Source organism: Arsukibacterium perlucidum DSM 18276, assembly GCF_000382165.1.
GTDB lineage: Bacteria > Pseudomonadota > Gammaproteobacteria > Enterobacterales > Alteromonadaceae > Alishewanella > Alishewanella perlucidum.
This window is the reverse complement of the sequence record NZ_KB907712.1, coordinates 57,663-80,341: the sequence shown is the minus strand read 5'-3', so window position 1 is coordinate 80,341 and position 22,679 is coordinate 57,663. Positions and strand designations below refer to the sequence as shown.

General features: G+C 48.4%; 21 protein-coding genes and 1 pseudogene. 15 read left to right on the top strand and 7 right to left on the bottom strand.

All coding sequences use genetic code 11. The features are described 5' to 3' along the window. Nucleotides 1–2: 2 nt before the first annotated feature. Nucleotides 3–1,667 (top strand): membrane protein insertase YidC, encoded by a 1,665-nt coding sequence (gene yidC, locus H141_RS0110540; protein ID WP_019676232.1) that lies wholly within the window; start codon nt 3–5, stop codon nt 1,665–1,667. A 186-nt stretch (nt 1,668–1,853) separates the two neighbouring features. Then, on the top strand, nt 1,854–3,230 hold the full coding sequence (mnmE, locus tag H141_RS0110535) for a tRNA uridine-5-carboxymethylaminomethyl(34) synthesis GTPase MnmE (RefSeq protein WP_019676231.1): 1,377 nt from the start codon (nt 1,854–1,856) through the stop codon (nt 3,228–3,230). Nucleotides 3,231–3,249: 19 nt separating this feature from the next. Here the strand turns inward: mnmE and H141_RS0110530 are convergent, their stop codons facing one another. The 7 genes and pseudogenes from H141_RS0110530 to H141_RS0110505 form a co-directional block, all read right to left on the bottom strand. Continuing rightward, nucleotides 3,250–4,479, bottom strand: coding sequence for a YbfB/YjiJ family MFS transporter (locus H141_RS0110530; protein ID WP_019676230.1), 1,230 nt, complete (start codon nt 4,477–4,479; stop codon nt 3,250–3,252). A 91-nt stretch (nt 4,480–4,570) separates the two neighbouring features. Beyond that, entirely contained in the window at nt 4,571–5,062 is a 492-nt protein-coding gene (locus H141_RS0110525) for a YbhB/YbcL family Raf kinase inhibitor-like protein (RefSeq protein ID WP_019676229.1), read from the bottom strand. 37 nt (nt 5,063–5,099) lie between these two features. Continuing rightward, the gene (gene trxC / locus H141_RS0110520; protein ID WP_019676228.1) at nt 5,100–5,522 is read right to left on the bottom strand and encodes a thioredoxin TrxC; all 423 of its coding nucleotides are present in this window, start codon (nt 5,520–5,522) and stop codon (nt 5,100–5,102) included. Between the two features lie 66 nt (nt 5,523–5,588). Beyond that, complete coding sequence (locus tag H141_RS0110515; RefSeq protein ID WP_019676227.1) at nt 5,589–6,077, bottom strand: DUF6702 family protein; 489 nt, start codon at nt 6,075–6,077, stop codon at nt 5,589–5,591. Further along, nucleotides 6,077–7,393, bottom strand: a pseudogene (locus H141_RS21760) (M1 family aminopeptidase); the annotation flags it as partial. The gene H141_RS0110515 and the pseudogene H141_RS21760, both read right to left, overlap by 1 nt. Before the next feature lie 33 nt (nt 7,394–7,426). Continuing rightward, nucleotides 7,427–8,596: a gluzincin family metallopeptidase gene (locus tag H141_RS21755; protein ID WP_019676225.1), complete on the bottom strand. Its 1,170-nt coding sequence runs from the start codon at nt 8,594–8,596 to the stop codon at nt 7,427–7,429. 161 nt (nt 8,597–8,757) lie between these two features. Beyond that, complete coding sequence (locus H141_RS0110505; protein ID WP_205620377.1) at nt 8,758–10,566, bottom strand: DEAD/DEAH box helicase; 1,809 nt, start codon at nt 10,564–10,566, stop codon at nt 8,758–8,760. A 162-nt stretch (nt 10,567–10,728) separates the two neighbouring features. Here H141_RS0110505 and mioC point away from each other — a divergent pair, with 162 nt between their 5' ends. From mioC to atpD, 13 genes are all read left to right on the top strand, one after another. Continuing rightward, the gene (gene mioC / locus H141_RS0110500) at nt 10,729–11,175 is read left to right on the top strand and encodes an FMN-binding protein MioC (RefSeq protein ID WP_019676223.1); all 447 of its coding nucleotides are present in this window, start codon (nt 10,729–10,731) and stop codon (nt 11,173–11,175) included. A 586-nt stretch (nt 11,176–11,761) separates the two neighbouring features. Then, nucleotides 11,762–13,651 carry a tRNA uridine-5-carboxymethylaminomethyl(34) synthesis enzyme MnmG gene (gene mnmG / locus H141_RS0110495; RefSeq protein ID WP_019676222.1) on the top strand — a complete coding sequence of 630 codons (1,890 nt, stop codon included), beginning with the start codon at nt 11,762–11,764 and terminating at the stop codon, nt 13,649–13,651. Nucleotides 13,652–13,681: 30 nt separating this feature from the next. After that, entirely contained in the window at nt 13,682–14,299 is a 618-nt protein-coding gene (gene rsmG / locus H141_RS0110490; protein ID WP_026349380.1) for a 16S rRNA (guanine(527)-N(7))-methyltransferase RsmG, read from the top strand. A gap of 18 nt (nt 14,300–14,317) precedes the next feature. Beyond that, a complete protein-coding gene (locus H141_RS0110485) occupies nt 14,318–15,112 on the top strand; it encodes a ParA family protein (protein ID WP_019676220.1) in 795 nt (264 codons plus the stop codon). 29 nt (nt 15,113–15,141) lie between these two features. Continuing rightward, a complete protein-coding gene (locus tag H141_RS0110480; RefSeq protein WP_019676219.1) occupies nt 15,142–16,020 on the top strand; it encodes a ParB/RepB/Spo0J family partition protein in 879 nt (292 codons plus the stop codon). A gap of 128 nt (nt 16,021–16,148) precedes the next feature. Then, entirely contained in the window at nt 16,149–16,529 is a 381-nt protein-coding gene (locus H141_RS20125) for an ATP synthase subunit I (RefSeq protein WP_033425483.1), read from the top strand. A gap of 16 nt (nt 16,530–16,545) precedes the next feature. Further along, on the top strand, nt 16,546–17,406 hold the full coding sequence (gene atpB / locus H141_RS0110470) for a F0F1 ATP synthase subunit A (protein WP_019676217.1): 861 nt from the start codon (nt 16,546–16,548) through the stop codon (nt 17,404–17,406). Between the two features lie 59 nt (nt 17,407–17,465). Then, nucleotides 17,466–17,699 carry a F0F1 ATP synthase subunit C gene (gene atpE, locus H141_RS0110465; RefSeq protein ID WP_010376881.1) on the top strand — a complete coding sequence of 78 codons (234 nt, stop codon included), beginning with the start codon at nt 17,466–17,468 and terminating at the stop codon, nt 17,697–17,699. A gap of 46 nt (nt 17,700–17,745) precedes the next feature. Then, nucleotides 17,746–18,216 (top strand): F0F1 ATP synthase subunit B, encoded by a 471-nt coding sequence (atpF, locus tag H141_RS0110460; RefSeq protein WP_019676216.1) that lies wholly within the window; start codon nt 17,746–17,748, stop codon nt 18,214–18,216. 12 nt (nt 18,217–18,228) lie between these two features. Continuing rightward, complete coding sequence (gene atpH / locus H141_RS0110455; protein ID WP_019676215.1) at nt 18,229–18,762, top strand: F0F1 ATP synthase subunit delta; 534 nt, start codon at nt 18,229–18,231, stop codon at nt 18,760–18,762. A 14-nt stretch (nt 18,763–18,776) separates the two neighbouring features. After that, nucleotides 18,777–20,318, top strand: a complete 1,542-nt coding sequence (gene atpA, locus H141_RS0110450) for a F0F1 ATP synthase subunit alpha (protein WP_019676214.1) — start codon at nt 18,777–18,779, stop codon at nt 20,316–20,318. Between the two features lie 54 nt (nt 20,319–20,372). Continuing rightward, a complete protein-coding gene (gene atpG, locus H141_RS0110445; protein ID WP_019676213.1) occupies nt 20,373–21,236 on the top strand; it encodes a F0F1 ATP synthase subunit gamma in 864 nt (287 codons plus the stop codon). 33 nt (nt 21,237–21,269) lie between these two features. Next, the gene (gene atpD / locus H141_RS0110440) at nt 21,270–22,655 is read left to right on the top strand and encodes a F0F1 ATP synthase subunit beta (protein WP_019676212.1); all 1,386 of its coding nucleotides are present in this window, start codon (nt 21,270–21,272) and stop codon (nt 22,653–22,655) included. The last annotated feature ends 24 nt before the right edge of the window (nt 22,656–22,679 follow it).

Here is a 22,679-nt window from a genome sequence, read left to right as displayed (position 1 = left end):
CCATGGATTCACAACGCAGTTTTTTAGTAATTGCCCTGGCAATCGTCAGTTTTTTCCTCTGGCAGGAATGGCAAAAAGATTATGGTCCAAAACCTATTGTTGCCCCCACTACGGCTGAACAGGCACAAAGTGTAACGCCTGGCAGTAGTACTACCGACAGTAACGGTGACATCCGGTTAACCGGTGATGATGCGCCCAGCCAGGTTACCGCCACAGCCACCCCATCGGCCCAACTGGTGAAAGTAGCAACCGACGTCTTAAACGTTGAGATTGATACCAGTCGCGGTGATATCGTGGGTTTAACCTTACCAGAATATGAGTTAACCAAAGATAGCGAGTTGCCATATGTGTTAATGCGCAAACTACCGGGCTTTGAATATACTGCGCAGTCTGGCTTGATTGGCGCTGATGGCCCGGATGATCAAACCAATAGCCGCCAGCCTTATCAGTTTGCCCAACAGCAGTATCAGCTGGCTGATGGCAGTGATCAGCTGGTGGTACCGCTGGTTACCAACTTTAATGGCTTACAAATAGAAAAACGCTTTATCTTTAGCCGTGGTAAATATGATGTCCGGGTTGAATATTCTATTGTCAACGAAAGTGATGTCAGCAAAAGCATTCAGCCATATCAGCACCTGGTACAAAATATTGATAATGGCGAAAGCGCCAGCATGATGATGCCTATTTACCGTGGTGCCGCCTACGGCAGCAGTGAAGAGCGTTACGAAAAATATGACTTTGACGATATGGCTAAGAAAAACCTGGCCATTAACAGTACCGGCGGCTGGGTTGCCATGCTGGAGCATTACTTTGTTGCTGCCTGGGTACCGGACCAAACCCAGCCACAGCGTTTATATAGTATGGTCTCTGGCAATAAAGGCGTTATCGGTAGCCGCAGCGAAGTAATTGAACTGCAACCAGGCGCAAGCACCGTGATTGGCAGTACCTTTTATGCCGGCCCGAAACAGCAGGACAAATTAGCAGAACTGGCTAATGGCCTGGATTTAACCGTCGATTATGGCTTCCTGTGGTTTATCTCGCAGCCGTTATTCTGGTTACTGACCACCATTCAGGGCTTTGTGGTGAATTGGGGTCTGGCAATTATCCTGATCACCGTTATTGTTAAAGGCATTATGTATCCGCTGACCAAAATTCAATATGAATCAATGGCCAAGATGCGCAACTTAAAGCCAAAAATTGAAGAGCTGCAAGCCCGATATAAAGACGACCGCCAGAAAATGGGCCCGGCGATGATGGAGCTGTACCGCAAAGAAAAAGTTAACCCTATGGGTGGCTGTTTACCCATGCTGGTGCAAATGCCGATTTTCCTGGCGTTATACTGGGTATTCGTAGAAAGCGTCGAGCTGCGCCATGCGCCGTTTATGCTGTGGATCACCGACTTATCAGCGAAAGATCCGTGGTACATTCTGCCGGTGCTGTTTGGTTTAAGTATGTTCGCAATGCAAAAACTGACACCAATGCAGGTTACCGACCCGCTACAACAGAAAATTATGATGTGGATGCCGGTTGCGTTCTCCGTATTCTTTATCTGGTTCCCAAGCGGCCTGGTACTGTACTGGTTTGTCAGTAACCTTATTTCACTGGCGCAGATGCTGTATATCTATAAAGGCATGGAAAAGAAAGGCTTACATACCAAGAAAGCCTGACGACAATACCGACAGGCTGGAGTCGGGTGTTCTTGCGTAGCAGCGGCAGGGATGCCGCGCAGGCTGAGACAGCACAGGGATGTGCTGTCGAAAGTGGCGAAATGATGATCTCCTTACCCGGCCAGCAGCACTAACTAAACAGCCTGTCAGCATCAAGCGACAGGCTTTTTCCATTAAGAGGCAACTATGTTTAGTACCGACACCATCGCCGCTTTAGCCACCGCGCCCGGCCGCGCCGGTGTTGGTATTATCCGCATTTCCGGCCCCGACACTAAAAAAGTTGCTCAGGCTATCCTGCATAAGCTGCCTAAACCACGCTATGCCGAGTACTTACCGTTTTTTGATAGCGAAGCCAGGGTGCTGGATCAGGGCATAGCCCTGTACTTTCCAGGACCCAATTCCTTTACCGGCGAAGATGTGCTCGAGCTGCAAGGCCACGGTGGCCCGGTGTTGCTCGATATGCTGCTAAAACAGGTGCTGGCTGCACCAAATGTGCGGATAGCCCGCCCCGGTGAGTTCTCGGAACGGGCTTTTCTGAACGACAAGCTCGATTTAGCCCAGGCCGAAGCCATTGCCGATTTAATTGATGCCAGTAGCGTGCAAGCGGCCCGCAGCGCTATGCAATCGCTGCAGGGCGAGTTCTCGCGGCGGATCCACGAATTAGTGGAAAAAGTCATTTACCTGCGGATGTATGTTGAAGCTGCAATCGACTTCCCTGACGAAGAAATCGACTTTTTATCTGACGGTAAAGTTGCCACTGACTTAGCAGAAATCATCGACTATCTGGCTACCGTTAAAAAACAGGCGGCACAGGGCAGTATCCTGCGCGAAGGCATGAAAGTGGTGATAGCCGGCCGACCCAATGCCGGTAAATCCAGCCTGCTAAATGCTTTAGCCGGGCGCGAAGCCGCAATTGTGACCGAGATAGCCGGTACCACCCGCGATGTACTGCGCGAACATATTCATATCGATGGTATGCCACTACATATTATCGACACCGCCGGTTTGCGCGAAGCCACCGATCAGGTAGAACAAATAGGCATCGAGCGCGCCTGGCAGGAAATTGCCCAGGCCGACCGTGTATTGTTTATGGTCGACGGCACCACCACTGACGCCACCGACCCGCACGCTATCTGGCCCGACTTTATTGACCGCCTGCCCGCGAGCTTAGGGGTTACCGTTATTCGCAATAAAGCTGATATTACCGGCGAGATGCTCACTGCAGAGCCGACCGCCGACCTGAATGCAAAAACACCGGTATACCGGCTATCAGCCAAAACCGGCGCCGGCATTGATGCACTGCGCGAGCATTTAAAGCAATGCATTGGCTTTGACGCCAGCACCGAGGGCAGCTTCCTGGCCCGCCGCCGCCATTTAGACGCGCTCGATCGCGCTGCGGAGCACCTGGAGATCGGCCAGGAGCAGCTGCACAGCTATATCGCTGGTGAAATTTTGGCTGAAGAGCTGCGGCTAACCCAGCAGCATTTAAATGAAATTACCGGCGAATTTAGCAGTGATGACTTACTGGGCCGGATTTTCAGCTCATTTTGTATCGGCAAATAATCTTATTTCAGCTACCCAGCTATTTTGCTTCATCCAGCTGCTGTGCAGTTTGGTCGGCAACGATCAATACCGCTATCAGCAGTGCCCCCAGACCAACAAAGCCGGCGGCCAGGTAGAGGCCGACAGTATAGTAACCACTTACTTCCGCCAGATAGCCTGTTAAGGCTGGGGCAATTACCTGAGCACTGCCGTAGGCTAAGGTCATTTTACCCATCAATTTGGCTGGTTTACTGGGGTACAAGCGCCCTGCCATCGTCAATACTAAACTGACCACCCCGATAAAAGTGGCGCCAAATAGTGCTGCGCTTAATAACACCACAAGCAACGAACTAACCAACAGCGGCAATATAATCGCCAGCATTTGCGCCAGTAGCGCCAGCATAATGGCTTTCAGGTAGCCGGTTTTGCGGGCAATAAAGTCCCATAGCAGCACCGCGGGGGCGGCGGCTAAGCCCAGTACAATAAAACTCAGGTTACCGCTGCCGGTTAAACCCGGCATCCGCTCTACTATAGTAACGATAAAGGTGGCACTGATCACATAGCCATAGCCGGCGCAAAAATAACTGGCCAGCATCAGACGATAAAAACGTTCAGAAGGTGGGGTATCAGCTGAGCGGCTATGCGCGGCAACGGTAACTCTGGCAGGGCGCGGCAACCAGCGCCAGGCCGGAATAGCCAGCAGCACCGCCAGCAAGGTGAAGTATTGCCACTGGGCGCGCCAGTCCAGCTGCAGTTTTAGCATTAATTCTACCAACACCGCAGCAAGCGCAATACCCAGGCCCAGTCCGGCAAAGTGAATACCCAGTTCAGCGCGCTGCTTATGGCTAAGCAGCCAATGCATGATCAGGCCTGAAGCAATCAGCATTGAGCCGGCACTGCTTAAACCTGCCACAAAGCGCCAGATTGACCACAGCCAGACGTTCTGGGTGAGTGCCATACCCAACGTGCTTACCACCGCCAGCAGCAGACCAAGCCGGTACAGGCTGTCTTTTAGTTTAAGATTAGTCAGGCTGGCTGCCAGCAGTGCGCCGGTCATATAGCCTAAATAATTAACAGCCGCCAGCATACCGCCGCTGCTATCACTTAGTATTGTTTGCTGCTGCATTAACGGCAGCAACGGCGTATAGGCAAAGCGGGCCACACCTAAACAAAGCAGCTGGCTGAAAAACCCGGCTAACAAGACATAGTAGCGCTGTGGCAACTGATACTCCTGCGATAAGCTGCTCAGGCTGGCATAGCCTGTAAGCAAAAGCCCAGCTTAGCCCAGAAAAAAAGGCCGCGATATGCGGCCTTAGTAGGATTGGGTGTTACTGCTCTGGCAGCAATAGTTGTAGCAATAGCTATCGGGCGTAAGTGGCCGTTAAAGTTGCCTTGGCCAAGGCATTGGCATTTAGCATAAAACTGACCACCGCGGCACTGGCGTCATCGGGTACCGCCAGTGTCTCCTCCGGTAATGCCCAGACAGTAAACTGGTAGCGGTGCATACCATGACCTTCAGGCGGGCAGGCACCACCAAAGTCTTTACTACCATAATCGTTGTTAAAGCTGCGACAACCCGGCGGCAAACGGCCTTGACCCGCGCCCTGCGCTAAGCCGGTAGCATCGGCCGGAATATCGGATACCAGCCAGTGCCAGAACCCGGAGCTGGTGGGCGCGTCAGGGTCAAATACTGTTAGTGCAAAACTTTTTGTATTCTGCGGTGGATTTTGCCACGCTAATTCAGGGGACACATTGTCGCCGTTACAGCCGAAGCCATCAAATTCGTGAACTTTTGCCATAAAATGGCCTTCCTGCAAGTCCGGGCTGCTAAGAGTAAAACGTGAGTCAGTCATATTGCCTCCATAGCTAGATAATTAGGTTGGTAAACACTTACTTATATTGAGATAACCACTGATAAAAGGCCTGCTTAGGTAATGCACCCGCCTGCTGAGCCACAACACTGCCCTGTTTAAACACCATTAAAGTAGGAATAGAGCGAATAGCAAACTGGCTTGCCAGCTGTTGCTGCTGTTCGGTATTAATTTTAGCAAACCGAAAATGTGGTTCCAGCTCATGCGCCGCCTGGCTGAACACCGGTGCAAAACTCTTACAAGGACCGCACCAGCTGGCCCAGAAATCGACTACTAACGGCAATTCAGACTTATTAGCGTGGGCGGCAAAGTTAGCACTGGTCAGCTCTATTGGCTGACCGGCAAACAGTGCCTGCTTACATTTACCGCAGTTGGCATTCAGGGCCGGTTTATCGGCCGGCAAACGGTTAAGACTATTACAATTTGGACAGGCAACAATCATTGCAGGCTCCCGCTAACACATATTCTCTGATATATAGCGTCGAAACAGCAGATTTTAAAGTTGCTGCTAGAAACTTATCTGCTGCCAGCTCGTTTTATTGTCAAAACTCAGCGTTTTAACGCCGCCGATACCTTCAATATTGACGGTATTAACCTGAGCAGGCCACAGTGCCTGCAACGAGCTGTGCTTTAAACGCAGCCCGGTCAGCTTTTTGGGGATAGCGGCTTCCTGATAGACCCAGTAAAACCGGCCGTCCAGCTGACCGCCAACCAGGCTTAACGCGATAGGCTCCCCCGCCAGCGAGCTGAGGCTAAAATGCTCAGCGACATATTGATCAAACTGCTGCTGGGTATGCTGGTTGTTCAGTAAGTCGGCATTTTTATCAAATAACTGTTTTACACCATGCTCGGCATCATGCACATAAAAGCGATGCATCACTTCAATATTGCCAGTGCGCTGATTAAACAGCATTTTACTCAGTGCTGTTTTCATCTCATGCGCCGCCAACTGGCCACAGCAGCAAGCCAGTAACAGCAGGTTCAGCAAGCGGCGCATTAATTGCCGCCTTGTTCAACTGGCTTGTCAGCTGCTGATTTTTTTGCCGGATCTTTCAGTTCAGTTTTGCTGTCCTGCATAATATCGCGGCTGACTTTAGCTTTGCTTTGCTCCGACTTATAAGCCTCTATTCGTGACGGCACGATACGCCTTGGATAAAAGTTATTTTCAATATCGACATCGGCCGTTTCCCATTTTGGGTCAACTACCACGTCTTGCAGCACTTTATCTTTGGCTGTCACAATAAGTTTATTTACTGCCTTGGGGCTGCGACGCCAGATTTCAGCCGGAATATACTGCTGCTCACTGCTGCCATCGGCATAATTCAGTTGCATTAAAATTGGCATCACCAGGCCGCCTTTATTGCTGAACTGCAGCACGTAATAGTTTTTATCTTCCGCTACCGCCCGCTCAAACGCTTTGCGCTCCCAGGGTTCCAGCTCATGCAGAAACTTGTTGTAGGCATTGCGTTCTTTATTGGTAACAGTAAAGCGATCGTTCTCGTCATAAAAATCGCGCACGTCCGGGTTCTGATCTATCCACAGTACCTTGCCCTCGGCTTTATTGCGCTCAACAAACAACGAAACGGGCTTATCCAGCTCCTGCCGACGCTGGCGCTGAAAATCGATATCCGGGTTTTTGGTGTCTAAACGCAGCTGAAACACTTTATCCAGCGAAATATCAACATGGTCGGTGCTGTAAAACCAGCCACGCCAGAACCAATCCAGATCAACCCCGCTTGCTTCTTCCATGGTCCGGAAAAAATCAGCTGGTGTCGGTCGTTTAAACTTCCAACGGGTAGCATATTCTTTAAAAGCAAAATCAAACAACTCTCGGCCGAGGATCACTTCCCGCAGAATATTCAGCGCTGCCGCAGGTTTAGTATAAGCATTAGGTCCCAACCGTAATACGCTGTCAGACTGGGTCATAATCGGTACCTGAATATCAGACTTCATATAATCAACGATATCGCGTGGTTCTACGCCCCATGGAATCGTCGGGTCCCATTCACGCCCGGCTACCCCATCCAGAAAACTATTTAACCCCTCATCCATCCAGGTCCATTGCCGCTCGTCAGAGTTTACAATCATCGGAAAATAAATATGGCCAATTTCATGGATCACTACGCCTATTAAAAAGCGTTTTTCGGCCTGAGAGTATGTGCGGCTGCCATCGTCCTGCAATTTAGTACGGGGGCCGTTAAAGGTGATCATCGGGTATTCCATACCACCAACCGGGCCATTAACTGACTGCGCTACCGGATACGGATAATCAAACGAGAAACGGGAATACACTTCCATGGTGTGAACCACGGCTTCTGTGGAGTACTTCTGCCAAAGCTCACCGCCTTATTTCGGATAGAACGACATAGCCATCACAAACGGTTGCTCGCTACCGCCCTGCTGATAGCCTTTGGCATCCCAGATAAATTTGCGCGACGAGGCCCAGGCAAAATCCCGGACATTTTTCGCCTTGAAATGCCAGGTTTTACTGCTGTCTGTGCCCTCTTTCTCGTTTTCCAGCGCTTCCTGCTCAGTAACAATAAATACCGGCCGCTTGGCCGTTTTAGCTTGCTCCAACCGGTTTAATTGCTCGCGGCTTAATACTTTGCTGCTGTTTTGCAGCTCACCAGTTGAAGACACTATATGATCACCCGGTACGGTAAGCTTAACGTCGTAATCACCAAACTCCAGAGTAAACTCGCCCCGGCCTAAAAACTCTTTGTTGGCCCAGGCTTCATAGTCGGTATAAGCCACTAAACGCGGGAACCACTGCGCCAACAGAAAAATATCGTTACCGCCTTCACGGGCATCATCCGGAAAATGTTCATAGCCAGCGCGGGCAGACACCGCATCTTCTTCCACAATGTTAAAAGCAAAATCGAGGCTGAAATCGACCTGCTGGCCCGGCTTTAACGGGGTTTCCAGATCAATCCGCATTAAGGTGCCGACCACAGTTACCGGCAATGCTTTGCCAGCGCTGCTTTTCACATTTGAAACCTGAAAGCCTAATTCGTTATCAGCCATAAATTGCTGCCGGCGCAACTCTTCCAGACTTAAGCGGGCGGTAATCTCGCCATCGCCGACCGACGTTTCCGGACCGCGGCGGCCAATCCCACCAAAATCAGTACTCATCTCGGCCATTGAATCATTTTTAAAAATATTCTGATCAAGGTGCAGCCAAAGGTATTTAAGGGTGTAAGGCGAATTATTTTTATAACGTATTTGCTGCTTAGTGCTAAGCCGCCGTTGTGCTTCATCCAGCACCACGTCCATTTTATAGTCAACCTGCTGTTGCCAGTATTGCTGGCCGGGTTCACCGGCGGCGTTACGGTAAATATTCGGCGTGGGCAACACTTCATCTAACTGGCGGAACTTATCTTCATAATCGCCTTTAGTCTGGCGAATAGCACTCTCGGCCGCAAAAGAGCTGCAAAACAATACTGCCAGCAAACTAAGCACAGGCAACGATGATAGTGACAATGGTGGCAACACAAGCCGGGACAAAACTGCAGGCATAAAAGGTACGCTCTTATTATTTTCAGCGGTTATAACTAGCTGACTACCATAAGGAACTTAAGCCAGGCAAACAAGCAGCGTTCGGCACATTTACCAGTTGTTCTGTCGCCAAAAAAAAGCCCCGCAACAGCGAGGCCAGATATTTATCGTATTTAACGATTTTAATCTCTTGGTTTACGTGGTGCCCTTGGCGCTGCACCCGGACGCGGTCCAGGGCCACTGCGTTTTTCGCCACCACTACCCGGGTTGGCATTACCTGCAGCGCTGCCGGTATCAATAGTGATATTCAGCTTTTGCTTACGCACATACACCTTTTTCAGGTGCTGGAAAATTTCAGCGGGTATATTGGCTGGCAATTCAACGGTACTGAAATGATCAAACAGTTTAATGTTACCGATAAACTGGCTGTCAATATTGGCTTCGTTAGCGATAGCACCAACGATATCACCGGCACGCACGCCGTGCTCTTTACCCACTTCAATCCGGTAATTATTATAATCACCTTTCATTTCGCGGCGAACACGTGGCCCGCGATCTGGTCGCTCGCCTGAACGTTCCGGACGGTCACCTGAACGTTCAGGGCGATCGCTACGTTCACGCCTTGGCCGTTCTTCCCGCTCACCGCGGGCATGTGGCTGGCGTAATTCCGGAAATTGTTTGGCAACATTCAGCGGCTGATCTTTCTGTGCCAGGAATAACAAGGCAGCAGCCAGGTCAACATCCGTTGTTTCCAGTTTTTCACGCCAATCTGTAACCAGCTCCTGAAAAAAGCTCAGGTTCTGAGTTTCAATAGTTTGGGCCAGTTGTTCACGGAACGACTCGATCCGGCGCTGCTCAATCACCTGACCAGTAGGCAGTGACATTTGCTCAATCGGTTGCTTGGTTGCGTGTTCAATGGTGCGTAGTAAACGACGCTCACGAGGCGACACAAAAAGTATTGCCTTACCTTCACGTCCGGCGCGGCCGGTCCGGCCAATCCGGTGGACATAAGCCTCGCTGTCATACGGAATATCGTAGTTTACCACTAAGCTAATCCGCTCTACATCCAGGCCTCGGGCTGCAACGTCGGTGGCAACGATAATATCCAGCTGGCTGGCTTTCATCCGGCGAATGGTTTGCTCACGATGTGCCTGATTCATATCACCATTTAAACAAGCAACAGCATAGCCGCGGGCACCCAGCTTTTCGGCTATTTCTTCGGTAGCACTTTTGGTGCGAACAAACACGATACTGGCATCATATTCTTCACCTTCCAGTAAGCGGGTTAAGGCATCGAGCTTCTGGTTAGAGTCCAGCAATACATAACGCTGAGTAATGCGTTCAACTGTGCTGGTTTTCGAAGCAATTTTAATTTCTTCAGCATTTTTCAGATGCTTCTGGGCAATAGCCCGGATCTGAGTGGGCATAGTAGCCGAGAACATCGCCACCTGGCGGCCTGGTGGCGTGGCATCCATAATGGTTTGCACGTCATCTATAAAGCCCATCCGCAGCATTTCATCGGCTTCATCCAGCACGATAGCGCGCAGCTTGTCCAGCTTCAGAGTACCCCGGTCAAGGTGATCCAAAATACGACCTGGCGTACCGACAATAACCTGCGAACCCCGTTTCAGCGATTTAAGCTGATTGGTGTAGCTCTGGCCGCCATATAAAGGCAACACATGGAATGCCGGCATATAGCGCGCATATGCCTGGAAGGCTTCAGCTACCTGAATAGCCAGTTCGCGGGTAGGTGCCAGCACCAGAATTTGCGGATCGTTTTGCGCAGGGTCAAGCCGCGCAAGTAAAGGCAGAGCAAAAGCACCGGTTTTACCGGTACCTGTTTGCGCCTGGCCTAACACGTCTTCACCAGCTAATAGTTTTGGAATAGCCGCCGCCTGGATAGGCGATGGTGTTTCGTAACCAAGTTCAGTGACCGCGCGTACCAGCGGTTCCGGCAGCATTAGCTGGGAAAAAGACAAAGTTTCAGACATACGTTGTTATAACCTCAATCACACGCAGGCTTGTTGGTAAGTGCTATTGTTGTTTTTACCTGGCCTGCAATGCAGTAAAAACACGAAAACGGGCAAAAGACCTAGCTTTCCCCGATTTTATTCCAGTAGTATAGCCAAACATTTACCACCTGGAGGATCACCATGATAGAAATCCTCGTTGGCAGCCAAATGGGCGCAGCGGAATATGTGGCAGAACAAGTTGCTGAAACACTGGTACAAGCGGGATATGAAGCAACGCTTCATCTTCAACCCGATTTGGATCAGCTAAACCCGACTCACATCTGGTTAGTGATCACATCCACCTATGGCGCAGGAGATCTGCCTGATAATATTCAACCCTTTGCGGATCAATTAGCACAAGATCGGCGTGATCTTACCACACTTTCTTACGCCGTGATCACTTTAGGTGATTCCAGTTACGATACTTTTTGTCAGGCAGGCAAAACATTGAGCTTGTTATTACAACAACAGGGCGCAAAACAGCTGTTAGCTAATCTGGAAATAGATGTTCTGACAGCAGATTTACCTGAAGATCAGGCTTTAGTTTGGCTACCTGCTTTGATAGCGCAAATAAAAAAAGGCGAGTGATAACCACTCGCCAAAACACAAGTATCTCAGGAAGAACAGATAAACAAATCACTGCTCCCGGTTGACCTCAGCAATAAAACCAACCAACCGCTACTTTACCCGGTTAAAGTTTTACTGGCTTAACAATCACCTGATAAAGCATTGATAAAACGTGGTTTTAACCATGGAATACCTAAATACCTGCAAGAGTCTTACCCCCAAGTTATCAACAATATTCTAAATATATAAATCAAAATGTGTATAACTAAGCTTTTATCCGGTTACTAACCTGTACTTATACCCTTTATAAAAAAAATATCAACTTCACCTGTGTATAAGTAGCTAAGTTGTCCACCAGTTCAAACTAACTTGATCCAACCTTGATCACAGGATCTGATCCTATTTAAGCTATTGATCCGATATCGTAAAAAATGCTTATCCACCGAAAACAGGCTGCTTAGTAGTAATAGTAGTAAAAAGATCTTTAAATAGATCTTATATATATTTATGCGATCCTGATCCGCTTTAGACGTTTCACAAGTGCTTGGATCGCGCTACAATACGCGCCCTATTTTGAAGCGGCTGTTAAGCCAGAGTTGAGGCAGATATGTTGTATCAAGAAACTTTTGATGTGATCGTTGTCGGTGGTGGTCATGCTGGTACCGAAGCTGCTTTGGCTGCTGCCAGAATGGGCTTACAAACATTATTGCTGACTCATAACGTTGAAACTCTGGGCCAGATGTCTTGCAACCCGGCTATTGGTGGTATTGGCAAAGGCCATCTGGTTAAAGAAATTGATGCCCTTGGCGGCGCAATGGCAATAGCAGCAGACAAAGGTGGTATTCAGTTTCGAACCCTGAACAGCTCTAAAGGGCCTGCAGTAAGGGCCACCCGCGCTCAGGCAGATCGTCAGCTATATCGGGCAGCAATCCGGCAAATCCTGGAAAACCAACCTAATCTGCGAATTTTTCAGCAAGCCTGTGATGATCTGATAGTTGAACAGGATCAGGTACAGGGTGTCATTACCCAAATGGGCTTAAAGTTTCGTGCAAAAGCAGTAGTGCTGACGGTAGGAACATTTTTAGGGGGTCAGATCCACATTGGTTTGGAACAGTTTTCCGGCGGCAGAGCAGGTGATCCACCGTCAATAGCATTAGCAAAACGTTTACGGGAACTGCCATTTCGGGTTGATAGATTAAAAACCGGTACCCCACCAAGAATTGATGCCAGAACAGTCGATTTTTCGCTGATGCAGGCCCAGCCAGGGGATAATCCAACACCGGTATTTTCTTTTTTAGGTAAACACAGCGATCAGCCAAAGCAAATACCCTGTTATATAAGCTATACCAATGAACAAACCCATCAGGTGATCCGCGATAATCTGGACCGCTCACCAATGTACACCGGCGTAATAGAAGGAATTGGTCCACGTTATTGCCCATCAATTGAAGATAAAGTGATGCGGTTTGCCGATAAAGATAAGCATCAAATTTTTATTGAACCTGAAGGCTTAACTACCCATGAGCTTTATCCAAATGGTATTTCAACCAGTTTACCTTTTGATGTCCAGTTATCGATAGTTCGCTCAATCAAAGGTATGGAAAATGCTCATATTACCCGACCGGGTTATGCAATTGAATATGACTTTTTCGACCCACGTGATCTTAGCAGTTCATTACAAACTAAATTTATTAAAGGTTTGTTTTTTGCCGGTCAGATAAATGGTACTACTGGTTACGAAGAAGCCGGTGCACAAGGCTTACTCGCTGGTTTAAACGCTGCGCTGTTTGCCACTGAACGAGAAGCCTGGGCACCTAGTAGGGATCAGGCTTATTTGGGGGTACTGGTTGACGATTTAACCACACAGGGTACCAAAGAACCCTACCGGATGTTTACCAGTCGGGCTGAATATCGCTTATTGCTGCGTGAAGATAACTCCGATGCACGCTTAACTACCAAAGGCCGTGAGTTTGGTCTGGTGGATGATCAACGCTGGCAGGCATTTAATGAAAAAATGGAGCTGATAGAGCTGGAGCGCCAGCGCTTACGGCAAAGCTGGATCCACCCACAACATCCGGCTTTAACAGCGGTTAATCAGTTACTGAAAACCCCTTTGAGCCGGGAAGCCAGTTTGGAAGAATTGGTGCGCCGGCCGGAAATGACTTACCAGCAACTGATGCAAATTGATGATCTAGGGCCATCTCTGGTCGATCCGATTGCGGCAGAACAAGTTGAAATTCAGATTAAATATGAAGGTTATATTAATCGTCAGCAGGATGAAATTGCCAAACAACAGCGCAATGAAGCAACCAGATTACCAGACTCTTTTGATTACACCGCCGTTAAAGGTTTATCAAATGAAGTTGTTATGAAATTAAATCAAAGCCAACCGGCTACGGTAGGCCAGGCGTCACGGATTTCAGGTATTACCCCAGCGGCTATTTCTGTGTTGTTGGTTTATCTGAAAAAACAGGGTCTACTTCGTAAATCAGCTTAACCTGGCGTTGCTATGCCTGAAAGGATCGGTATGCTTGAAAAACTGCGGCAACTGGTAGCTCAAACCAACCTGCAGCTGAGCGACAGTCAACTACAACAGTGTATTGACTATGTCCGGCTATTACACAAATGGAACAGCGCCTATAACCTGACGTCAGTGCGCGACCCTGCAGAAATGCTGGTTAAGCATGTAATGGACAGTCTGGTGATAGCACCATATCTGCAGGGTGAACATTTTATTGATGTTGGCACCGGCCCGGGTTTGCCAGGCGTGTTACTGGCTATTTACCACCCCGAAAAAAGCTTTACTTTGCTGGACAGCCTTGGCAAACGGATCCGCTTTTTAAATCAGGTAAAAATACAACTTGGCCTGAGTAATATTCAGCCATTGCAAAGCAGGGTAGAACAACATCATCCAGAAAAACTATACGATGGTGTTATCAGCAGAGCTTTTGCCTCAGCCAGTGATATGCTGCACTGGTGCCGCCATCTGCCTGCTGCCAACGGCAATTTTTATGCAATGAAAGGCGCGGCGGTGCAAGAAGAAATTGCAGCTTTGCCGGATTTTGTTAAAGTAAGCGCAGTTATACCTTTGCAGGTACCTGAACTGGATGCCAGCAGGCATCTGGTTATTCTTACCAGTACTTAACCATAATGAGGGAGCCTTGTGGGTAAAATCATCGCCATTGCCAATCAGAAAGGTGGGGTAGGAAAAACCACCACTGCTGTCAATTTAGCAGCATCAATGGCGGCCACCAAACGCAAGGTTTTGCTAATCGACCTCGACCCACAGGGCAATGCCACTATGGGCAGTGGGGTAGATAAATATGAAGTGCATGCTACCTCTTATGAGTTACTGATCGATCAAAAACCACTGACTGAAGTTGTCGTCAAAGAAACCAGCGGTGGCTATCATCTGATCGCAGCTAATTCGGATGTTACTGCTGCTGAAGTTAGGTTGATGGATGTTTTTGCCCGCGAACTTCGTCTGCGTACCGCTTTAAAAGATTACCGCAGTAGTTATGATTTTATTTTTATCGACTGCCCGCCCTCGCTGAATATGCTAACCGTTAATGCTATGGCCGCCGCTGATACCGTGCTGGTGCCCATGCAATGTGAATATTTTGCATTGGAAGGCCTGACAGCATTAGTCGATACCATTAATAAATTGGCAGCGGTAATTAATGCTGATCTTAAAATCGAAGGTATCCTGCGTACCATGTATGACCCCCGTAACAGGTTGGCTAATGATGTGTCAGAACAATTAAAACAACATTTTGGTGACAAGGTATACCGGGCTGTAATCCCGCGTAACGTCCGGTTAGCAGAAGCGCCCAGCTTTGGTACACCGGTGATGTATTACGATAAAAACTCAACCGGCGCTAAAGCGTATTTGGCGTTAGCCGGTGAAATTCTGCGGCGTTCTGAAAAAAAAACCAGTGGCAAAGCAACCTCAGTATAACCACGATAAGTTAAAGGATATTTTTGCGCATGGCGGTGAAAAAACGCGGTTTAGGCCGGGGCTTAGATGCTTTACTTACATCGAATAAATCGACGGAGCATAATAACGCTAACCAGCAATCTGCTGAACTGCAGAAACTGCCGGTCGAGTTTTTACGGCCGGGTAAATATCAGCCACGCAAAGATATGTCACAAGATGCGTTAGAAGACCTGGCCAGTTCCATTAGGGCCCAGGGCGTCATTCAGCCAATTGTAGTACGCGCCATCAGCGATAACAGTTATGAAATCATTGCTGGCGAGCGGCGCTGGCGGGCCGCGCAGCTGGCAAGGCTTTCCGAAGTACCCTGTTTGATTAAAAATGTGCCAGACGAGGCCGCAGTAGCTATAGCGCTAATTGAAAACATTCAGCGTGAAGATCTGAATGCAATGGAAGAAGCTGTTGCCCTGGATCGTTTATTAACCGAATTTGACTTAACGCACCAACAAGTGGCTGATGCAGTCGGTAAGTCGCGGGCAACCGTCACTAATTTACTGCGTTTAAATGCCCTGAATGACGATGTTAAGGTGTTGCTGGAACACGGTGATATCGAAATGGGCCATGCCCGGGCTTTGCTGGCGCTGGCTGATGATAACCAGTCTGAAACTGCCCGTCTGGTTGCCCATAAACAGCTTACTGTGCGTGAAACCGAAAGCCTGGTGCGGCGGATTCTTGAACCGAAAACACCTGTGACAGCAAAAGCAAAAGATCCGGATGTTGACGCGCTGGAACAAAGGTTAAGTGAACGTTTTGCCGCACCTGTGCAGATTATGTATAACAAAAAAGGCAAAGGTAATCTGGTTATTAATTACAGCAGCCTGGCCGAACTCGACGGTATTTTAGCCAAAATGCAAATTACCGGGGAAGATTAAGTGGTTTATTTCTCAATGATATGGACAAGCAGCGGCTTAAACCGCTTTTTGTTGCAAATCAGAGGCAAATAAGTATACTTTCGCAAGTTTTTTCTACCCCTGCATGGGCTATTACAACGAGGGGTACAGTGGCAGAAAATATCGCAAGCCAGAGCAGAAAATCCGCGTATTTCGCAGTATTAGCTCAGGTAATCGTCGCCGGTTGTATAGCACTGGCGTTTTTTTTGCTAACAGACAGCGCTGGCGCTAAATCAGCCTTTAAAGGCGGTTTGGCCGCAGCAGTACCGAATTTTGTATTCGCTTTTTTTGCGTTTCGTTATAGTGGCGCAGAGCAGGCAGAGAGAGTAGCGGCAGCGCTGATGCGTGGCCACAGTTTGAAAGTATTGTTAACTGTTATATTGTGTGCAGTAGTGTTACAACAGGAGCATTTAGTACCAGAGGCATTTATTACTGGTTTCCTGATCACCTTACTGACACAGTGGACAGCACCGTTTTTCTTTAAACATTAAACTATTGGGATGAAACATGGCTGCAGGTGAAGAGTTAACACTGTCTAGCCATATTCAGCACCACCTTACTAACGCTAAAATGTGTACTGTCGATGGCAGTGTCGCGTTTAACAAAGCGTGTAGCGAGGCCGGGTTCTGGACATGGCATGTCGATACCTTAGCGTGGTCTATTGGCCTGGGGATATTATTTCTCTGGATATTCCGCAGTGTAGCGAATAAAGCTACCGTCGGTGTACCAGGAAAGCTTCAGTGCTTTATCGAAATGGTGGTCGAGTTTGTTGCGGCCAACGTTAGAGACACCTATCACGGTAAAAGTAAATTAATCGCACCACTGGCATTAACTATTTTTGTCTGGGTGTTTTTAATGAACCTGATGGATTTAGTGCCGGTAGACTTTCTGCCTGCCTTCGCCGGTTTTGTTGGTGAAACGGCGTTTGGCATGGACTCGAAAGATGTCTATATGAAAATTGTACCTACCACAGATATCAATATGACAGCTGCATTGGCGGTTGGCGTATTTTTGCTGATGATTGGCTACTCTATCCGGATTAAAGGCGTGCTGGGCTTTATTAAAGAGCTGACTTTACATCCGTTCAGTACCAAAAATGTCCCTCTGCAAATTTTGCTGATCCCGTTCAACTTATTACTCGAACTGATTGCGCTGGTGGCTAAGCCATTCTCATTGGCGCTGCGGTTATTCGGTAACCTGTATGCCGGGGAGATGATCTTTATCCTGATTGGTGCGATTGGTCTGGCACAACTGCCGTTGCACTTTGTCTGGGCCGTGTTCCACATTCTGGTAATTGTATTACAGGCGTTCGTGTTTATGATGCTGACCATTGTGTACTTAAGTATGGCCAGTTCAGATAACCATTAATTTTTACTTTAACTTTAACTTTAACTTTAACTTTAACTATAGAAATATCGGAGATAAAAATGGAAATTGCAGTAGCTATTAAATTAATCGCTGTAGCGTTGTTAATCGGTTTTGGTGCTATTGGTACAGCACTGGGTTTCGGTAACATGGGTGGTAAGTTTTTAGAAGCTTGTGCCCGTCAGCCTGAACTGGCTCCTTCACTGCAAGTTAAAATGTTCATCCTTGCTGGTCTTATCGATGCCGTAGCTATGATCGGCGTAGGTATCGCTATGTACATGTTGTTCGCACTGTAATTGAAGGTTTTTTAATCGTCGAACAACTAAATAAGGAGGAGCGGACGTGAACTTAAACGCCACTCTGTTAGGTGAATTAATCGCTTTTACCGTCTTCGTACTTTTTTGTATGAAGTTTGTATGGCCGCCGCTGATGAATGCCATCGAAACGCGCCAACAAAAAATTGCTGACGGTTTAGCAGCTTCTGATCGGGCGGAAAAAGACCTGGCGTTAGCCCAGGACAAAGCCAAAGATCAGTTAAAAGATGCTAAAGCACAAGCTGCTGAAATTATTGAGCAAGCGAGAAAACGCGAAGCGAAGATGATTGAGGAAGCGGCCCAGAAAGCGAATGCTGAGCGGGATAACATCCTGGCGCAGACCAAAGCCGAAGTTGAAGCGGAACGGAATCGTTTACGCGAAGATTTACGCAAGCAGGTAGCTGCCTTAGCGGTAGCCGGTGCAGAGAGAATTCTGCAACGTTCTATCGACGAAGCTGCTCACAGCGACATTCTGGAAAAACTGGTACAAGAACTGTAATGGGGATGAGCTATGTCTGATTTGACGAATATTGCTCGTCCGTACGCCAAGGCGGCCTTCGATTTTGCTGTTGAGCAAAAAGCGCTGGATGCCTGGCTGCAAATGCTGGCCTTTGCTGCGCAAGTCGCAGAAAACGACCAGGTTGCAGCACTGTTGCGTACTTCTGGGGTTGCTGAAAAGCAAGCCGACCTGTTTTTGCAGGTTTGTGGTGAGCAACTCAACGAGCAGGGTCAGAACTTTATAAAGGTACTGGCAGAAAATCACCGCTTGTTGGCGTTGCCTGAAGTATTGGTTGCCTTTGTTGAACATAAAGCGGCATATGAGAAAGAAATAACCGTCGAGGTTACTTCTGCTACTGCCCTTGATAAAGCTCAACAAGACAAGCTGATAGCTGCATTATCGCAACGTTTGGCACGCAAAGTTAAATTGAACTGTAGCGTCAATCCTGACATGGTCGGCGGCATGCTGATCAAAGCAGGTGACATGGTTATTGATGGCTCGGTCCGCGGTAAGTTGGATCGTTTAGCAACTGCGCTGCAGTCGTAATTGGGGAATAGAGTATGCAACTGAATTCCACTGAAATTTCAGAACTGATCAAGAGTAGAATTGCTCAGTTTGAAGTGGTCAGTGAAGCTCGTAACGAAGGTACTATCGTTCAGGTAACTGACGGTATTATCCGGATTAATGGCCTTGCTGATTGTATGCAAGGTGAGATGATCGAGCTTCCTGGCAATCGTTATGCTATCGCGCTTAACTTAGAGCGCAATTCTGTTGGTGCTGTGGTAATGGGTCCGTACGCGGACTTAACCGAAGGTACTAAAGTAAAAAGCACCGGCCGTATCTTAGAAGTACCGGTTGGTCCACAGCTGTTAGGCCGGGTAGTTAATACCTTAGGTGCGCCTATCGATGGTAAAGGCCCGATTGAAGCTGCGGGTTATGCCCCGGTAGAAAAAATCGCCCCGGGCGTAATCGACCGTCAGTCAGTCGACCAGCCGATGCAAACCGGTTATAAGTCGGTTGATGCGATGATCCCTATCGGTCGTGGCCAGCGTGAATTGTTAATCGGCGACCGTCAGACCGGTAAAACAGCCTTAGCAATTGATGCCATCATCAACCAGAAAACCACTGGTGTTAAATGTATTTATGTCGCTATCGGTCAGAAAGCCTCTACCATTGCTAACGTAGTGCGTAAGCTGGAAGAGCACGGTGCGCTGGCAAATACTATCGTGGTAGTCGCTTCTGCTTCTGAAGCCGCCGCGTTGCAGTTCCTGGCGCCATACTCTGGTTGTACCATGGGCGAATACTTCCGTGACCGCGGTGAAGATGCACTGATCGTTTATGATGATTTGTCTAAACAAGCTGTTGCTTATCGTCAAATCTCGTTGCTGTTACGCCGTCCACCAGGCCGTGAAGCCTACCCGGGTGACGTATTTTATCTTCACTCACGTTTGCTGGAGCGGGCATCACGCGTTAATGCCGACTATGTTGAGCGTTTAACTAATGGTGAAGTAAAAGGCCAGACCGGTTCATTAACCGCCCTGCCAATTATTGAAACCCAAGCCGGTGACGTATCAGCGTTCGTTCCTACCAACGTAATCTCGATTACTGATGGTCAGATCTTCTTAGAATCTGATTTGTTTAATGCCGGTATCCGCCCTGCGGTTAACGCTGGTATTTCAGTATCGCGGGTAGGTGGTGCGGCACAAACCAAGATCATCAAGAAATTAGGTGGTGGTATTCGTCTGGCATTAGCTCAGTACTCAGAACTGGCGGCATTCGCTCAGTTTGCGTCTGACCTGGATGAAGCAACCCGCGCCCAGTTAGAGCACGGTCAGAAGGTTACTGAGCTGATGAAACAGCTGCAGTACAGCCCGATGAGCGTTGGCGAAATGGGTGTGTCTATTTTCGCTATCGAAAAAGGCTTTTTGAAAGATGTTGAAGTGGCCAAAATCCAGGATTTTGAAGCTGCTTTAATCAGTTTTATGAAAGCCGAATATGCCGAGCTGATGGCTGATATCGCGAAAACCGGTAACTACAACGATCAAATCGAGTCGTCGCTGAAAGCGGCAATTGAGAAGTTTAAAGCAACTCAGACTTGGTAAATTACGCGGGTGGCAACAGCCACCCCGTTCGTTGAATGAAACGGAGATACAGTCATGGCCGGTGGTAAAGAGATAAAAAGTAAGATCGGGAGTATTAACAATACTCGCAAGATCACCAGTGCTATGGAAAAAGTTGCGGTCAGCAAAATGCGCAAAGCGCAGGAGCGCGTGGCTGCAACCCGCCCATACGCTGAAGGTATGCGCAAAGTTATCGGTAATATTGCTCAGGGCAACATCGAATACCGTCACCCGTATTTATCGGAGCGTGACGTTAAACGGGTTGGCTACATTATTATTTCAACCGATCGCGGTCTTTGCGGTGGCCTGAATACCAACGAGTTTAAGAAAGTTGTGCTGGAAATGAAAAGCTGGAAAAGCCAGAACGTGGAAGCAGAGTTTGCCGTTATCGGTAACAAAGCCACCGCGTTCTTTAAGCGTTTCGGCGGTAAAGTCGTAGCACAACAAACGGGTTCAGGTGACGTACCACGTTTGGCTGATGTGATTGGTTCGGTCAAGGTTATGCTGCAGGCATACCTGGATGGCCGGATTGACCGCTTATTCCTGGTATATAACACTTTTGTAAATACCATGAAGCAAGAGCCAGTGATCGATCAACTCTTACCTTTGCCGCAAACAGAAGTTTCGCCAAAAGAGCATAAATGGGATTACCTGTACGAGCCGGACCCGCAGCCTATCTTAGATATGTTGCTGGACCGCTATATCGAGTCGCAGGTTTACCAGGGGGTTGTTGAAAACGCTGCCAGTGAACATGCAGCGCGAATGGTGGCGATGAAAGCCGCTACCGACAATGCCGGTAATTTAATGGACGACCTGAAGCTGGTGTATAACAAAGCACGTCAGGCCGCTATTACCCAGGAGCTCAGCGAAATTGTCGCAGGTGCGGCAGCTGTAGGCTAAGGTGAACAGTTTTGAGAAATTTGAGGAAACATCATGAGTCAAGGTAAGGTCGTCCAAATCATTGGCGCCGTTGTGGATATCGATTTTCCACAAGAAGCGGTACCTAGCATCTATGACGCGTTAAACGTGACTGACGGTGATCTGGCTGGGTTAGTGCTGGAAGTACAGCAGCAGCTGGGTGGCGGTACAGTTCGTACTATCGCAATGGGCACCACCGACGGTTTACGTCGTGGTACCCTGGTTGGAAATTCAGGCAAAGCCATTCAGGTACCTGTCGGTAAAGCGACCTTAGGTCGTATTATGGACGTATTAGGTAACCCGATTGATGAAGCTGGCCCGATCGGTGAAGAAGAGCGCTGGTCAATCCACCGCGCTGCGCCTTCATACGAAGAGCAAGCGGCATCAAACGCCCTGTTGGAAACCGGTATTAAAGTTATCGACTTAGTATGCCCGTTCGCCAAAGGTGGTAAAGTAGGTTTGTTCGGTGGTGCCGGTGTAGGTAAAACCGTAAACATGATGGAATTGATCCGGAACATCGCAATCGAGCACAGCGGCTACTCAGTATTCGCCGGTGTAGGTGAGCGGACCCGTGAAGGTAACGATTTCTATCACGAGATGAAAGACTCTAACGTACTGGATAAAGTATCGTTAGTGTATGGTCAGATGAACGAGCCACCAGGTAACCGTTTACGCGTTGCGTTAACCGGCTTAACCATGGCCGAGAAGTTCCGGGAAGAAGGCCGTGACGTGCTGTTCTTCGTTGATAACATCTACCGTTATACTCTGGCAGGTACTGAAGTATCAGCTCTGTTAGGCCGGATGCCGTCAGCGGTAGGTTATCAGCCAACGCTGGCGGAAGAGATGGGTGCGTTACAAGAGCGTATCACTTCTACTAAAACCGGTTCTATCACCTCTATTCAGGCTGTTTACGTTCCTGCTGATGACTTAACCGATCCGTCACCAGCTACTACCTTCTCGCACTTAGATGCAACGGTAGTACTGAGCCGGAACATTGCTTCACTGGGTATTTACCCGGCAATCGACCCGCTGGATTCAACTTCTCGTCAGTTAGATCCATTGGTTATCGGTAAAGAGCATTATGACGTTGCCCGTGGCGTACAAACGGTACTGCAGCGTTACAAAGAACTGAAAGACATCATCGCCATCTTAGGTATGGATGAGCTTTCTGATGAAGACCGGACCTTAGTTTACCGTGCACGGAAAATTCAGCGGTTCCTGTCTCAGCCGTTCTTCGTTGCTGAAGTATTCACTGGCTCGCCAGGTAAATATGTACCGCTGAAAGAAACTATCCGTGGTTTTAAAGGCATTCTGGAAGGTGAGTACGATCACATGCCAGAGCAGGCTTTCTACATGGTAGGTTCTATCGACGAAGCGATCGAAAAAGCGAAGAAGCTTTAAGCAACCAGGCTTTAGGAGAGCGAA